Source organism: Paraburkholderia sp., from assembly GCF_034668105.1.
Lineage (GTDB): Bacteria > Pseudomonadota > Gammaproteobacteria > Burkholderiales > Burkholderiaceae > Paraburkholderia.
Map to the genome: position 1 here is coordinate 1 of NZ_JAXDPY010000567.1, position 14,912 is coordinate 14,912.

17 protein-coding genes are annotated in these 14,912 nt (G+C 61.7%); 11 read left to right on the plus strand and 6 right to left on the minus strand.

Annotated features, from left to right (window positions below; genetic code table 11):
• The first annotated feature begins 39 nt into the window (after nucleotides 1-39).
• The 6 genes from nrdR (at nucleotide 40) to QOC89_RS25065 (ending at nucleotide 3,797) form a co-directional block, all read left to right on the plus strand.
• Nucleotides 40-522 carry a transcriptional regulator NrdR gene (nrdR, locus tag QOC89_RS25040; RefSeq protein ID WP_091796645.1) on the plus strand — a complete coding sequence of 161 codons (483 nt, stop codon included), beginning with the start codon at nucleotides 40-42 and terminating at the stop codon, nucleotides 520-522.
• 205 nt (nucleotides 523-727) lie between these two features.
• Nucleotides 728-1,294, plus strand: a complete 567-nt coding sequence (locus tag QOC89_RS25045) for a GspH/FimT family pseudopilin (RefSeq protein ID WP_323047473.1) — start codon at nucleotides 728-730, stop codon at nucleotides 1,292-1,294.
• A gap of 95 nt (nucleotides 1,295-1,389) precedes the next feature.
• Entirely contained in the window at nucleotides 1,390-1,761 is a 372-nt protein-coding gene (locus QOC89_RS25050) for a hypothetical protein (protein ID WP_323047474.1), read from the plus strand.
• Nucleotides 1,758-2,567, plus strand: coding sequence for a PilW family protein (locus QOC89_RS25055; RefSeq protein WP_323047475.1), 810 nt, complete (start codon nucleotides 1,758-1,760; stop codon nucleotides 2,565-2,567). Before QOC89_RS25050 ends, QOC89_RS25055 begins: the two co-directional genes overlap by 4 nt.
• A 341-nt stretch (nucleotides 2,568-2,908) precedes the next feature.
• Nucleotides 2,909-3,355: a hypothetical protein gene (locus QOC89_RS25060; RefSeq protein ID WP_323047476.1), complete on the plus strand. Its 447-nt coding sequence runs from the start codon at nucleotides 2,909-2,911 to the stop codon at nucleotides 3,353-3,355.
• 10 nt (nucleotides 3,356-3,365) lie between these two features.
• The gene (locus QOC89_RS25065) at nucleotides 3,366-3,797 is read left to right on the plus strand and encodes a type IV pilin protein (protein ID WP_323047487.1); all 432 of its coding nucleotides are present in this window, start codon (nucleotides 3,366-3,368) and stop codon (nucleotides 3,795-3,797) included.
• A gap of 70 nt (nucleotides 3,798-3,867) precedes the next feature.
• On the opposite strand, the gene QOC89_RS25070 is transcribed toward QOC89_RS25065, so the two are convergent.
• From QOC89_RS25070 to QOC89_RS25080, 3 genes are all read right to left on the minus strand, one after another.
• A complete protein-coding gene (locus QOC89_RS25070; RefSeq protein WP_323047477.1) occupies nucleotides 3,868-4,371 on the minus strand; it encodes a DUF3318 domain-containing protein in 504 nt (167 codons plus the stop codon).
• A 125-nt stretch (nucleotides 4,372-4,496) separates the two neighbouring features.
• Entirely contained in the window at nucleotides 4,497-4,883 is a 387-nt protein-coding gene (locus QOC89_RS25075) for a phage holin family protein (protein WP_323047478.1), read from the minus strand.
• A gap of 138 nt (nucleotides 4,884-5,021) precedes the next feature.
• Nucleotides 5,022-5,324 (minus strand): DUF883 family protein, encoded by a 303-nt coding sequence (locus QOC89_RS25080; protein WP_028198798.1) that lies wholly within the window; start codon nucleotides 5,322-5,324, stop codon nucleotides 5,022-5,024.
• 360 nt (nucleotides 5,325-5,684) lie between these two features.
• Here QOC89_RS25080 and QOC89_RS25085 point away from each other — a divergent pair, with 360 nt between their 5' ends.
• Nucleotides 5,685-6,323 (plus strand): peroxiredoxin, encoded by a 639-nt coding sequence (locus tag QOC89_RS25085; protein ID WP_323047479.1) that lies wholly within the window; start codon nucleotides 5,685-5,687, stop codon nucleotides 6,321-6,323.
• A gap of 181 nt (nucleotides 6,324-6,504) precedes the next feature.
• On the opposite strand, the gene QOC89_RS25090 is transcribed toward QOC89_RS25085, so the two are convergent.
• Nucleotides 6,505-7,695, minus strand: a complete 1,191-nt coding sequence (locus QOC89_RS25090; protein ID WP_323047480.1) for an acyl-CoA dehydrogenase — start codon at nucleotides 7,693-7,695, stop codon at nucleotides 6,505-6,507.
• Between the two features lie 103 nt (nucleotides 7,696-7,798).
• Between QOC89_RS25090 and QOC89_RS25095 the strand changes: the two genes are divergently transcribed.
• On the plus strand, nucleotides 7,799-8,584 hold the full coding sequence (locus QOC89_RS25095; protein WP_323047481.1) for an IclR family transcriptional regulator: 786 nt from the start codon (nucleotides 7,799-7,801) through the stop codon (nucleotides 8,582-8,584).
• Nucleotides 8,585-8,656: 72 nt separating this feature from the next.
• Here QOC89_RS25095 and QOC89_RS25100 read toward each other — a convergent pair whose 3' ends face one another.
• On the minus strand, nucleotides 8,657-9,490 hold the full coding sequence (locus QOC89_RS25100) for a diguanylate phosphodiesterase (protein ID WP_323047482.1): 834 nt from the start codon (nucleotides 9,488-9,490) through the stop codon (nucleotides 8,657-8,659).
• Between the two features lie 354 nt (nucleotides 9,491-9,844).
• On the opposite strand from QOC89_RS25100, the gene QOC89_RS25105 reads away from it, so the two are divergent.
• The 3 genes from QOC89_RS25105 to fahA are packed head-to-tail and all read left to right on the plus strand — an operon-like array spanning nucleotide 9,845 to nucleotide 13,932.
• A complete protein-coding gene (locus QOC89_RS25105) occupies nucleotides 9,845-11,212 on the plus strand; it encodes an MFS transporter (protein WP_323047483.1) in 1,368 nt (455 codons plus the stop codon).
• Nucleotides 11,213-11,260: 48 nt separating this feature from the next.
• Complete coding sequence (hmgA, locus tag QOC89_RS25110; RefSeq protein WP_323047484.1) at nucleotides 11,261-12,607, plus strand: homogentisate 1,2-dioxygenase; 1,347 nt, start codon at nucleotides 11,261-11,263, stop codon at nucleotides 12,605-12,607.
• Complete coding sequence (gene fahA / locus QOC89_RS25115; protein ID WP_323047485.1) at nucleotides 12,604-13,932, plus strand: fumarylacetoacetase; 1,329 nt, start codon at nucleotides 12,604-12,606, stop codon at nucleotides 13,930-13,932. The genes hmgA and fahA overlap by 4 nt, the downstream gene beginning before the upstream one ends.
• Before the next feature lie 100 nt (nucleotides 13,933-14,032).
• On the opposite strand, the gene QOC89_RS25120 is transcribed toward fahA, so the two are convergent.
• On the minus strand, nucleotides 14,033-14,557 hold the full coding sequence (locus tag QOC89_RS25120; protein ID WP_323047486.1) for an acyltransferase family protein: 525 nt from the start codon (nucleotides 14,555-14,557) through the stop codon (nucleotides 14,033-14,035).
• Between the last annotated feature and the right edge of the window lie 355 nt (nucleotides 14,558-14,912).

The following is a 14,912-nucleotide window of genomic DNA, read 5'->3' on the forward strand; positions in this document are numbered from 1 at the left end:
GAGTTGACCCAGCGCTTCCCGGTTTACCGCTAAGCCGCCATGCATTGCCCCTTCTGCCGTCACGCCGATACGCAAGTTGTGGATTCCCGCGTATCCGAAGACGGCGCGACAATACGCCGGCGCCGCCGCTGCCCGGCCTGCGACAAACGTTTTACGACGTATGAGCGGGTTGAGCTGGCGTTGCCGTCGGTCGTCAAGAAGGACGGCAGCCGCACGGAATTCGATCGCCGCAAGATCGTCGCAAGCATGCAACTGGCGCTGCGCAAGCGCCCGGTCGCTGCGGATGCGATCGACGCGGCGGTCGCTCGCATCGAGTACCAACTGCTCGGCAGCGGCGAGCGCGAGGTGCGCAGCGAGCGCCTCGGCGAGCTCGTGATGAACGAGTTGCGTGCGCTCGATACCATTGCCTACGTGCGTTTCGCCTCTGTCTACCGGCGCTTTGAAGACGTCTCCGAATTCGAGGACGTGATTGAAGAATTCCGTCGCGCCTCTTCTCCTCCCAAGCCGCCCCGCAAGCGCTGAGTGTTGTTGCGCCTGAAGTTGCGCTCCAGCTCCAGGTTCTGCTCTCTTCTGCATCGGTTCGCGCATTCGCATCTCCGCTCCCGTTATGGTTCGTCACGCGTGCATTTTTGCGCGTGATAGCGTCTGAGTACCACCTGGCCGTTCGGCCGATTGTCGCCCCGATTGCGAGTCGCTAGATTGGCGGCATCGTTTGAAACGATCAGGGATGCAGATGAAACGGGAAGCAGTCTATTTGCGGCCGCACCGCGGCTTTACGCTTGTCGAAACATTGGCCGTCGTCGCGCTGCTGGCGGTGATCGCGGTGATGGCGACGCCGTCGTTCGTTGCATGGCACCTGCGGGACCAGGTCGACGCACGCGCAAAAGCGCTTGCCTCAACGCTCGCCTATGCGCGAAGTGAAGCAATGCGCCGCGGTACTCGCGTCACGGTATGCCGAATCGATGCGGCACGGCATTGTCTTGCCGCGGGACAAGCGTGCGGCAACGGGGTCACCGACTGGTCGTGCGGATGGGCCGTCCTGGCCGAGCGCGGCGGCGCGCTCTCACTACTGCGCGCGCATCCTCTACTTGCTGCAGTCAGTATCACCGGAACGCAGACGAATCTCACGTTTACGCCGCCGGCGGGGCAGTTGATCGGCACCTTTCGCAGCTTCGATATCGCACCACGCGTGCCGTCGAAAGCGACTCAGGGCGACAAGTGGCGGCGCTGCATCCACATCGCCGCGGGCGGCCGTGCGCGGATTGTCGAAGGCGCGTGTGGAGCAGTGTCGTGAGCCGGCGTCTATCGTATCCGCAGCCGCGAAACTGCCCGGCAAGTCGCGTAACAAAGCACAGCGCAAGGCACGGAGGCAGTTCGCTGATCGAAGTGATGCTGGCCGTTGTCCTCATGGCAGTGACGGCGCTCGGGCTGATCGCCGGCCAATTGTGGACCGCTCGCGAAGCCCATGCGATGGCGATGCGCGAGCACGCCGCGTGGATAGCGGATTCCGTCGCCGAAGCGATGCGCGAGCCCTCGGCGGCCGATGCTGCAATCAGACAATGGAGCTCGCGCGCAACGGCCCTGCTGCCGCACGGCGAGGCTGCGGTAACGGAACGCGGCGGCGTGTCCACCGCAAGCGTCACGTGGACGGCCCTGCGCGACATGCCGCGCGCCGACGATGTCATCGACAAGCCCGAGTCGTGCGGCGGTGCGGATGTTCCCACCGGCGCCTCATGCGTTGCACTGGCGTTCGCAAAATGACGCAGCGTATCCATATCGCGCGTGGCCATACGCTCGTCGAGTTCGTGATCGCCATTGCGTTGGGGCTGATAGTGACCGCCGGGGCGGTCTCGCTTTATACAACGCAGCGTAAGGTGTTCGAGCGTTCGAATGACGCGATGCGGATCCGCGAAGCCGGCCTGACCGCGCTTACGCTGATGGGCCAGCAACTTCAAATGGCCGGCTTTGTGCCCGCGGACGTCGTGGGATTCACGAGTTCGCCGCCATTGTTCGGTTGTTCGGGCGGTCGCCCGACCGGTGCGGGCAACAGCCTTGCCTGCGAGGTCTTGCCGAGCCATTCGGACGGTATTGCGGTCCGTTACGTCGCTGACAATGTCTCGACGTGGCCGTCAGCGACCGGCCAATCAACCGACTGCCTCGGCCAGGCCGTCACGAACAACGACGCGACACTCGGCGGCCAGGGGGTGTTGGTGGTCAACCGATACTTCGCGAGGGTCAGCGGGTCGACGGGCGAGCCGGAACTTTACTGTGAGGGCAATGGCAAGGCGGGGTCCGCGCAACCGCTGGTCGAAGGCGTCGAACGCGTGCGACTCAAGTACTGGCTCGCCGGCGGGCCGAGTGCAATAGACGCGTCGGCGATAGCGGCTGATCAATGGGCAAGGGTCGTCGCCGTCGATCTTTGTGTGCTTGTTCGCGGGGCTCCGCAAGGGCGGAGCAGGCGCTATGCCGATTGCGATGGCGTGAGTGCAGTGGGTGCCGACATGCGGACGCGCCAGGCTTTCTGGCGGCGGGTGGCAATACGCAATCACGCGGAGGATTCCTGGTGACAGATGGACCTTGCAATATCACGAACCGTGCGGCATCGCCTCGGCGAAATCCCGATAGTCATGCTGCGACCGTAGGCAGACGCGGAGAGCAGGCCGTACAGCCGGCGTGCCCAGACTTGTCGAATACACAGCGCTGGCTGGAACACCCAAGCGTATTGAATGCCCAGCGCCGTCTCGAACGACTCGCTCGCCACGCCCCGCGAGGACGCTCCCTGCACAAGGACCGCTCGCAACGCTGCAAGCAGCCATCCAAACATCGGGCACGACTCATCCATACCGGTCGGAGGCCACGCGTTCACAACAGCGGTACGGTCCTGCCGATCGTCCTGCTGATTTCCGCGATGATGCTGACCACCTCCGCGGCCTGGTTCGAAACATCGCTTGCGGCGGCGCGGGGCGTCAACAATGTGCGCGACTATTTGCAGGCATTTCATGCCGCGGATTCGGCGTTGATCCTGTGCGCACGCAGCGTGGCCGCCGCGGCAACTGTTGAGCCGGCGCCAGCGGCGTCGCTGTCACCCGGTGAGCCCACGCAGTGGAAGCACGAAAGCGCCTTCGAAGCCGGCGCTGTCGCACCGATCGCGCAAGGGCCTGGATCGGTGCGGCCGCCGCAATGTTTGACCGAAGCGTGGCGTCTTGCCACGCGCGCCGATGCCCGAGCCTATTTGCTGACTTCCCGCGGCTTCGGCCGGACTAAAGAGTCGCAGGTGTGGTTGCAGATGGAACTTGTGATCACAGGTGAACAGATCGAGCGTCATTGGCGTCGCATTGCCGCACGCCCATTTTGACGGGAGGCTCATGACGAGGTTGCACACATCCGCATTCACGCTACTCGAACTGATGATCGCGTTGGCGATAACCGCCACGCTGCTCGTGTTTGCGGTGCCTTCGTACCGGAGTCAAGTTGCGCGAACCCACAGGGTCGACGCGGCGTCCGCCCTTTATCGGGCAGCGCAATTTATCGAGGGAGCGGCAAGCGATGGCACTGCGACCTTGCCGCCGGGTCTTGATCAGGCGCCGCAATTCGGCAGCCCGGTGTACCGGTTGCACGTGCTGCCGGCGGACGACGCGAACGGCGGCTATTCGTTAGAGGCAGCGCCGACCGAAACCAGCCCCATGCGCGACGACGTTTGCGGCGTTTTCACTCTGGATGCGACAGGACTGCGAGGAAATAAAAACAGCGCAAACGGCGCGGCGCCGGCAAATAGCGAGTGCTGGAACACAAGCTAGAGAGCGCTAGTGGATATCGCGCAGCAATGCGGGACGATGAACCTGATACGCGAGCGCGTACTATCCCGCCTCAGTAACCGCTATCAACACCAGTTTCCTTTTTGGCGGCGGCAGCGGTAGCCGAAGCCGAAGCGGATGCAGCGGAATCATTCTTCATCTGTTGCCAGATTCGATATGCTTCCCAGCCGGCAAGCGCAAGGCTGCCCCATTTGAGCGCGGGCTTCGCACCCGCTGCAATGGTCGTGCGCAGTGGCTTGGCCAACACCAGCGAAGCGATCGAACTGATGAGCGGATACTGTTTGAGGAGCGCGCCGATGCTGCCTGCGTTGACAAAACTCGCCTTCGAGCCCCTGCCCACGCGCATGCCGCCAAAGCCCGGCAGAATGAATTTGAGCCAGCTGAAGTGCGTGACTGCCTGCCGCAATTCGATCGTCGCCTGAGCGAGTTCCATGCGTTCGACATCCGCGCGTACCAGCAGCAATTCCTTGCGCAGCGCTCGCAGGTGAGGCGTACTCAGATCTTTGGCTTGGTGCCGCTTGTTGCGGAATGCGGTATCGGAATGGATTGAGCTCATGGCGTGTCGGCGGCAGTGGAGGTGGGGCAGTAATCTAGGCTGCAAATCGGTCGAAGTGTCTGCGAGAACTTGACGAGGCAGAAGGCGTTCGAGGCACGCCCATGACCCGGCTTACGCGCGCGGTATTACGGTTTGCGAAACGCGTCGCGATCTTTTTCGAACTCGGCAATCGTGGCTTCGAACACCATGGGCGCATTGCGCAAACCGCTGCGCGCTTTTAGCGCGCAGGCTATTCCCGCGATCGCGTACACCGCTGTAATGCCGGCAAGCGCTTGCCACCGGTAGGTGTCCCAGAACGCGATGGCGATCAGCGCTGTCAATGCGATCAAGGCCATCGTTGCGAGCATCATGGCTGCGAGGCCGAGAAACAGCACGCCGAGCAGACGGTCTTTTTCTTCGGCGAGTTCGATGCCGACCAGTTCAAGCCGCGTTTGCAGAAGAGCAAACACGGATCCAAATATACGGCGCAACGGACTATGTTCGCCGTGCTGCGATGGTGATTCGATCGTCATGGCTGTGAGCGTTGCGCGTGAAGGCCTAACCGGCGCGTCAAAACGAGCGCGCCAACAGAAGCGGACCGGCCAGGCATGCGCCGGTCAACTCGATTCACTGGTTTGCCGGGCTAGCTCGCCCGGCAGTTCACCAGAGCGTTACTTGCGGTTGATCAACAGCCCCAACAGCACGCCCGCGCCGGCGGCGATGCCGATGGATGCCCAGGGATGCTCATGCACGTAGTCGTCGGTGGCGCGTGCGGCCTTCTTGCCTTTTTCGACCACCACGACCTGCACGTCAGCCGCCTTTTCCTTAGCTTGCTTCAGGCGCGTGAGCGCCGTTTCACGCAGTTCCGAAGCGCGCTCGCCGGTGGCGCTCGCGGCCTGTTTCAGCAAATCTTCAGCGTCCGCGAGGACGGTTTTGATATCCGACATCAATCTCTCCTTGTTGACTTCCGACATTGACAGCTCCCCTTCGTCTCACGCCACGCGTGAATCGTAACCAAAGAAACGGCCGCTGGCGAGCGCAGTGCTCGGTTCCTTCAAAAACACTCGCACGAACCGTTCCCGGTTAAAGTAAGGCCTTGAAAACTCCTTCGTCTGCTACACCCTACCGTAGCGTTGCCTAAGATGGAGTTGATCTGTCCCGCAAAGTTTCCACTAAATCGGTGAAAATTACAAAATCGCATAAAGTAGTGGCGCGATGTTGGTTCGGTATGTACCGTCGCTCCCGTATGCTGTAATTTGGCGAAGCCCGCTTGAGCAGAGCGTCGCGCGCGAAATGCTCGCGCAGAATGTCCGAATACAACAAGGAGCTGCATCATGAGTCTACGTCTTGGCGACATTGCACCGGATTTCGAACAGGAGTCGAGTGTCGGCCGCATCAAATTCCACGAATGGCTGGGCGATAGTTGGGGCGTGCTGTTCTCGCATCCCGCTGACTTCACGCCGGTTTGCACGACCGAACTGGGTTTGACGGCAAAGCTGGCTGACGAATTCGAAAAGCGCAATGTGAAGACGATCGCGTTGTCGGTCGACAGCGCCGAGTCGCACAAGGAATGGATCAAGGACATCAACGAGACCCAGGCCGCCAACGTCGGCTTTCCGATTCTCGCTGACGGTGATCGCAAAGTGGCTGAGCTGTACGACATGATCCACCCGAACGCCAATGAAACCCTCACGGTCCGGTCGCTATTCGTGATCGATCCGAAGAAGAAGGTGCGCTTGATCATTACCTATCCGGCCAGCACCGGGCGCAATTTCGACGAAGTGCTGCGTGTGATCGACTCGCTTCAACTCACCGACAGCCACTCGGTGGCCACGCCCGGCAACTGGAAGCAGGGCGATGACGTGGTGATCGTGCCGTCGTTGAAGGACGAAGAGGTCATCAAGCAGAAATTCCCGAAGGGCTATAAGGCACTGCGCCCGTATCTGCGCATGACGCCGCAGCCGAACAAGTAAGCGGCTGATAGGTCACGAAAGGCGCCGTTAGCTGCAATGCGACGCCGTGACGCGGCAACGGAAAAGGCCGGTTCAAAAATTGAACCGGCCTTTTGATTTCTACTTTCGATTTGCTATCTATCAGCGGCCAAGTCGAAACGCCGCCACCAAAGCAAGCAAAACAATCAAAGCAATCAGCGCATCAGAAAAACGCCTGAATGCCCGTTTGCGCGCGCCCGAGAATCAGTGCGTGAATGTCGTGCGTCCCTTCGTACGTGTTCACGACTTCCAGATTGACCAGATGGCGCGCAATCCCGAACTCGTCCGAGATGCCGTTGCCGCCGAGCATGTCGCGCGCGAGCCGCGCAATGTCCAGCGCCTTGCCGCACGAATTGCGTTTCATGATCGACGTGATCTCGACGGCGGCCGTGCCTTCGTCTTTCATGCGGCCGAGACGCAAAACGCCTTGCAGCCCGAGCGTGATTTCGGTTTGCATGTCGGCGAGTTTTTTCTGGATCAGCTGGTTCGCAGCGAGCGGGCGCCCGAACTGCTTACGGTCCAGCACATATTGACGCGCCGTGTGCCAGCACGCCTCAGCCGCGCCGAGCGCGCCCCAGGCAATCCCATAGCGCGCCGAGTTCAGGCACGTGAACGGACCGCGCAAGCCGCTGACCTCGGGGAAGCGGTTTTCTTCCGGCACGAACACTTCATCGAGCACGATCTCGCCGGTGATCGAGGCACGCAAGCCTACCTTGCTATGAATGGTCGGCGCAGACAGCCCCTTCCAGCCCTTCTCGAGAATGAAGCCGCGGATCGAATCCTTGCCGTTTTCCTCGAGCTTCGCCCACACGACGAATACGTCGGCGATCGGCGAATTGGTGATCCACATCTTCGAGCCCGACAGCGAATAGCCGCCGTCGACCTTTTTCGCCCGCGTGACCATGCTGCCCGGATCGGAGCCGTGGTTCGGTTCGGTCAGACCGAAGCAGCCGATCCACTCGCCGGTGGCGAGCTTCGGCAGGTACTTCTGCTTTTGCGCTTCAGAGCCGAATTCGTTGATCGGCACCATCACGAGCGACGACTGTACCGACATCATTGACCGGTAGCCGGAATCGACGCGCTCCACTTCACGCGCGATCAGACCGTACGCCACATAGTTCAGACCAGGACCGCCGTATTGCTCGGGAATCGTCGGGCCGAGCAGGCCGAGTTCGCCCATTTCGCGGAAGATCTCGATGTCGGTCTTCTCATGACGGAACCCTTCGAGCACGCGCGGCTGCAGCTTGTCCTGTGAGTAAGCGGCGGCGGCGTCGCGCACCATGCGTTCGTCTTCGGTGAGCTGCTGGTCCAGCAGCAACGGGTCTTCCCAGTGAAACTGCGCGGCCTCTGCCATGACGTATCTCCTGATTCCTTGCTTGACTAAACGTGTCCGAGCTTGACTTAAGTTCCGCTATGCGAAACAATGTTTTGCAAACCACGCCTGAGTGTATCACCCCATGACGCCCATATCTACTCTCTCCGACCCGCTCGACGAGCGCAAATTCGTCGTCGCCCTGGCACGTGGGCTGGAGCTGCTGCGTGCGTTCAAGCCGGGCGAAACGATGCTCGGCAATCGCGATTTCGTCGAGCGCACGGGGTTGCCGAAGGCGACCGTCAACCGTCTGGCCTACACGCTGACCGTGCTCGGCTATCTGCGGCTCGATGAAACCCTGGGTAAATATGCGCTGGACGCCGGCGTGCTGTCGCTCGGCTTCGCGCTGCTCTCGGGCACCGACACGCTCGAACTCGCGCGTCCGCACATGCGCACCTTCGCGCGCGAAGTGGGCGCGGCGGTGTCGCTCGGATGCCGCGATGGCCTCGACATGATTTATCTGGAGACGATCCGCAGCGAAACCGCGTTGACGCTCGGACTCGCATCCGGTTCGAAGCTGTCCATGCTGACCAGTTCAATGGGACGCGCATACCTCGCGGTGCAACCATTGGACGTACGCGCCGCGTTGCTCGTCGAGCTTGAGAAGAGTGCCGGCAAAGAGGGCGCTGCGCTGCTGGCGGATGCCGACAAGGAAATCGAAGCCTTCGCGCGGGAACGCTGCTGCTATTCGTTCCGCGCGTGGCACGACGACGTGAACGCGGTCGCGGTGCCGTTTCGCGAGCCACGCGAAGGCCGCTGGCTGGTGCTGAGTTGCAGCGGGCCGGCGTCGTCGATGGGAGAGGAAGTGTTTCGGGAAAACGTGGCGCCGCGCCTGAGGGCGTTGGCCCGGCGGCTGGGCGATACCGGCTGAGGTGCAGACCCGCGCCGCGCTACGAAGCGGAGTTGAGTGCCGGGTAAGCAGTGAGCCCGTTCGAACGCGGGCTCACGCCGCCCGATCATGATAATGCGCGTTGAACAACGGCCCTTGCACGAAGCGCACATCGTACTGTTGCAACGCGTCGAACTGCGGCTCATCCATCACGCGATTGAAGATCAGCGGAATCCGCAACCGGCTTGCATAGCCCACTAGCGGCTTCACCGTTGCATCGCGCAACGCGATTGCCGCATCCATCTTGATGAAGTCGAGCCGCGCCGTTTCCGACACCGACAGAATCTGCCCCGCGTTCGAAAGATTGCCCGCCACCTTGAAGCCGTAGCGTTGATAGCTCGTGGTCAGATAGCCGAGGAAGGTCTTATGCGCGACCGCGGCCGCGGGCAACTCGATCACCACACGCGACGGGTTCAGCCCGAACGACACCAGCACGGTTGAGAAATGCCGGCCATGGTCGTACTTGACGCTTTTGAGCAGCCGCTCGTGCACCCGCAGAAACAGCAGCCCATGCCGCTGCGCGCCGAAGAAATTGATCGCGTGCAACGCGCGTGACATGCGGTCGAGCGCGACCAGTTCCTGATCGTCGGCGACACGGTCGAATGGATCGAAGACATCGAAGGGCGCGCCGTCGAGACGTTGCGCGACCGCCTGAAACCCGAGTTCATCGCCGAAGCGATCCACGCCCTCGGCGCCCGACGACAACGACTGCGCCAACGCATGCACGCTGATATCGAAGATCGGCTCATAGGCGCTCGCAAGGTCGACGCCGTCGAACTGAGCCACCGCGATCTCGCTATGCATGCCGGTTCCCATCGCCAGATGTTCGCCGAGAAACGGGTGGTCGGCGGCGCGTGCGATCAGGTTGGGGATGGTCGGCGGAATCATGTAGGCGAATGGATGGCGATAGGTGCGCGCTCGGCGCCCGGCAACGCGACTCGGTTGCCGCAATCCCTTGATGGTAGCAGTCCGGGCCGCGCGCACTTGAACAAAATGCTCATAACGTTATCCTCCGGCGCGAGTCGCGACCGGCTGCGAGGGCTTTTGTCGCTCGTTTTCAGGGTATACGTTAATTTCACTATCCGTAATTAGTTTTACCATACGTAAATTGCGGCGCGGCTGCGATGGCGATCGCATTGGCGTTTCCCTGGCGGGAAAGGTCGCGTTTCCTGATCGCCAACCCATCGCGCGTCGTTCTCTATCCAGTTACCAGGCAATCCAGTCAGGACGAAGGAACAACCAATGAGCGCCAAACCGGCCGCGGCGGCCGCCGCCAATGTGATCGAAGTCGAGCGTGTGCTCGGCGAGACGCATCACCCGGCATTCCAGTTGATGCTGCTCGCACTATGCGGGCTGTGCCTCGTGATCGACGGCTTCGACGCGCAGGCGATGGGCTACGTCGCGCCGAGCGTGATCGGTGAATGGCATGTCTCGAAGTCGGCGCTCGGGCCGGTTTTCAGCGCCAGTCTGTTCGGCATGCTGCTGGGCGCGTTGGGCTTGTCGGTGCTGGCCGACCGGGTTGGCCGCCGGCCGGTATTGATCGGAACGACGTTTTTCTTCGCCCTGTCGATGCTGGCCACGCCTCTGGTCACGACGATCCCCGCATTGATCACGCTGCGCTTCATCACGGGCTTGGGGCTTGGCTGCATCATGCCGAACGCAATGGCGCTGGTCGGCGAATTCTCAACGCCCGCGCATCGCGTCAAGCGCATGATGCTGGTGTCGTGCGGCTTCACGCTGGGTGCGGCTTTAGGCGGTTTCATCAGCGCGGCGCTGATTCCCGCGTATGGCTGGCGCGCGGTGTTCTGGGTCGGCGGCGCGGTGCCCTTGCTGCTCGCGTTGGCGATGCTGGCGGCATTGCCGGAGTCGCTGCAATTTCTCGTTCTCAAGGGGCGCAGCGATCGCGCATTGCGTTGGCTCGCCAAGTTCGATCCGACGCTGCCGATCGATGCCGCCACGCGTGTTGTCGTGCGTGAGAAGGGCAACGGCGGTGCGCCGGTCGCCGAACTGTTCCGTGCGGGCCGTGGCCCGGTCACACTGATTCTGTGGGCGATCAGCTTCATGAACCTGATCGATCTTTACTTCCTGTCGAACTGGCTGCCGACCGTGATGCGCGACGCCGGCTATTCGCCGAGCACGGCGGTGATCGTCGGCACGGTGTTGCAGACAGGCGGCGTGATCGGCACCTTGCTGCTCGGCTGGTTCATCGAGCGGTTTGGTTTTGTGCGCGTGCTGTTCGTGTGCTTCGCGGGCGCGGCGCTGGCGGTCGGCACCATCGGCACGGTGGCGCATGCGCTGCCGTGGCTCCTGATCGTCGTATTCGCGGGCGGCTTCTGCGTGGTCGGCGGACAGCCGGCGGTCAACGCGCTCGCCGGGCATTTTTATCCGACCACGCTGCGCTCAACCGGCATCGGCTGGAGCCTGGGTATCGGGCGCATCGGTTCGGTGATCGGACCGCTGGTTGGAGGACAATTGATCGCGCTGAACTGGTCGAACGAATCGCTGTTTCACGCGGCCGCGGTGCCGGTGCTGTGCTCCGCGTTGCTGGTGATCGCGCTGGCTGCGGCGACCCGGCAACGCGAACGTCCATCCGAGCCGCAGACAGCCTGACGCAGAAAGCTCACGTCGACAGATTCCAGTATCAACGGAGAACCTTGCATGGATACCTCAATCCGCACGCCGAATACCGCCAGCTCGCGGCTCGAGATCGAGCCGGGCTATCAGTCGGGATTCGCGAACGAATTCGCCACGGAGGCCTTGCCGGGTGCGTTGCCCGAAGGCCGCAATTCGCCGCAACGCGCGGCTTACGGCTTGTACGCCGAGCAACTGTCGGGCACCGCCTTCACTGCGCCGCGCGGCCACAATCGTCGTTCGTGGCTGTACCGGATTCGACCGGCGGCAGTTCATAAGCCGTTCACGCAGTTGCCCTCGGAGCGGCTCGTCGCCAACTTCGCCGAGGTGCCGCCGACGCCGCCCAACCAGTTGCGCTGGGACGCGTTGCCGATGCCCACCGAGCCGACCGATTTCATCGACGGCTGGATCACGATGGCGGGCAATGGTGCAGCGGAAGCGATGAGCGGTTGCGCGATTCATCTGTACGCCGCGAACCGTTCGATGCAGGATCGTTTCTTCTATAACGCCGATGGCGAATTGCTGATCGTGCCGCAGGAAGGCCGCCTGCATATCGCCACCGAAATGGGTCGGCTGGACGTCGAACCGTTCGAAATCGCGGTGATTCCGCGCGGCGTACGCTTCGCGGTGAGCCTGCCGGACGGCAATGCGCGCGGCTACATCTGCGAGAACTTCGGTGCGTTGCTGCGTTTGCCGGACCTCGGCCCGATCGGCTCGAATGGTCTCGCCAATCCGCGCGACTTCCTCACGCCGCATGCCGCCTATGAAGACCGCGAAGGCGACTTCGAACTCGTCGCCAAGATGAACGGCAATCTGTGGCGCGCGGACATCGGTCATTCGCCGCTCGACGTCGTGGCATGGCACGGTAACTACGCGCCGTACAAATACGATTTGCGACGCTTCAACACGATTGGCTCGATCAGCTTCGACCATCCGGACCCGTCGATTTTCCTGGTGCTGCAATCCCAAAGCGATACGCCGGGCGTCGATACGATCGACTTCGTGATTTTCCCGCCGCGCTGGCTTGCCGCCGAAGATACGTTCCGTCCGCCCTGGTTCCATCGCAACGTCGCGAGCGAATTCATGGGCCTCGTGCACGGCGTGTACGACGCGAAGGCCGAGGGCTTCGTGCCGGGCGGCGCGAGTCTGCACAACTGCATGTCGGGTCATGGGCCGGACGCGGACACCTTCGAGAAAGCGTCGCACAGCGATACGTCAACGCCGAAGAAAGTCGGCGACACGATGGCCTTCATGTTCGAAACGCGCACGCTGATCAAGCCGACGCGTTTCGCGCTCGAAACCGCGCAATTGCAGGCGCATTACTACGAGTGCTGGCAAGGTCTCAAGAAACATTTCAACCCGGAGCAACGATGAGCGCATTGAGCGATCTTCAGGCGACGCTCGATCCGTCGCGCAAGAGCTGGGTCGAATCGGCGAACAATTCGACCAACGATTTTTCGATCCAGAACCTGCCGTTCGGCATTTTCAGCGACAAGGCCAACCCCATGCGCCGGGTGGGCGTCGCGATTGGCGACGAGATCGTCGATCTGAGCGTCCTCAAGTCCGCCGGCCTGCTCAAGCTGCCGATCGCCTCGACCGATCAATTCATTGCGGTGAAAGACCGGGCGTTCGAACAGGAGACGCTTAACGATTTCATCTCGCTCGGCCGCGATGCATGGCGCGGCGTGCGCATCCAGCTGAGCCATCTGTTGGCGCGCGACACCGCGACCTTGCGCGACGCCGCCGCTTTGCGTTCGCAAGCGCTCGTGCGTCAGTCCGACGCGCAACTGCATCTGCCTGTGCAGATTCCGGGCTACACCGATTTCTATTCGTCGAAGGAGCACGCGACGAATGTCGGCTCGATGTTCCGTGATCCGAAGAATGCGCTGTTGCCGAACTGGTCGGAGATGCCGATCGGTTACAACGGACGCGCGTCGTCGGTGGTGGTGAGCGGCACGCCGGTACGCCGGCCGAATGGCCAACTGAAGCTGCCGGACCAGGAGCGTCCGGTGTTTGGCGCATGCCGCAAGCTGGATATCGAATTGGAGACCGGTTTTGTGATCGGCAGCGGCAATCCACTGGGCGAGCCGATTGCCTGTGCCGATGCCGAAGCGCATATCTTCGGCATGGTGTTGCTGAACGACTGGAGCGCTCGCGATATTCAGCAATGGGAATACGTACCGCTCGGCCCGTTCAACGCGAAGACGTTCGCGACGACGATCTCGCCGTGGATCGTGACGCTCGACGCGCTCGAACCATTCCGCGTCGAGCAGCCGACGCAGGAACCGCAGCCGCTGCAGTACCTGCGCCACGAGGGCAAGCATGCGTTCGACATTTCGCTGGAGGTGACGCTACGGCCGCAAACGGCGAAACAGGCAACCACGATCTCGCGGACCAACTTCAAGCACATGTACTGGACGATGGCGCAACAACTCGCGCATCACACGGTCTCGGGCTGCAACACGCGGGTTGGCGATCTGATGGGCTCGGGCACCATCAGCGGCTCGACACCAGACTCGTGCGGCAGCCTGCTGGAGTCGACATGGAACGGCAAGAACCCGCTGGAATTGCAGGAAGGCGGCACCCGAGCGTTCATCGAGGACGGCGACGAACTGACATTGGCCGGCTGGTGTCAGGGTGACGGCTACCGCGTGGGATTCGGTACCTGTATGGGAGAGATTCTGCCAGCCCACGGTTAAAGCGAAGAGGGTGAATGAAAAAGCCGGCGGAATGCCGGCTTTTTTTGTGCGCGGGTGCTCGGCGTGCCGCCCACGGAGCAGCCAGACCAACGCAGTCACATCAAGCGGACGGTCTGACTCGTGGCGCTCGAATCCGGTAGCGCTTCAGCATCCCCTGCATTGGCGCTTCAACGTAGCGGAAACATAACCACCCCGAAACACACACGGCGACGATCGCAATCAACGCAGCAAAGGCACCCGTTGCGGTACTGATGCCCGCGTGAATGTGAAGGATTTTTTCCATCGCTCCGATGACATAGGGGTGAAGCAGATAGATGGAGTAGCTCGCCGCACCCAATTGAGCCAACACGGGGTTGCGGATTACAACGCCGGATCGTTCCAGGCCAAGCAGTGAAAGGACGATGGCGAATGCTGGAAGGCCATATCGTGCAACCCGCTGGAATCGATCTGGATCACCGAAGATCGCGTTGAGCACGGCTATCGCGATTACGCTGAGAATCGCGACAGCAACCCATATCGCAGGATTGACCCGGCCGAAATGCTTGCTGCGGGAAATCCAGTAGCAAGCGACACCAAGACAGAACTCCAGCACTAAGGGATGCACGGCGGGAAAGAGCGCGATCACCAGACGACAGCGATTGAGGAGCGTCGTTTACCTTTGAAAGCTACAAAACACTGTCGGTATCAGACGCCAGCAGATAAGCGAGCCACCTGCAGGTTAACGTGCTGATAGGGTGTCACATAGCGCCTCGCCGATTGCCTCGTGCCGCCATAAAACGTGAGCGCTCCTCTGTGCGCCACCGCATAGAGCGTTGCCGTATCAAACCTTTAACGTCTACCCACGTCCAGTCATGCTCAGGCGACGCAAGAAGCCGGGGGTTAGTTACGACGATTGCAAGTCTTACCGCCGATATCCGATTCAGCGTCAGTGTGGCGCCAGGAACCAACCATGAGAATCGTCAAGGTGCCCAGTCTTATCG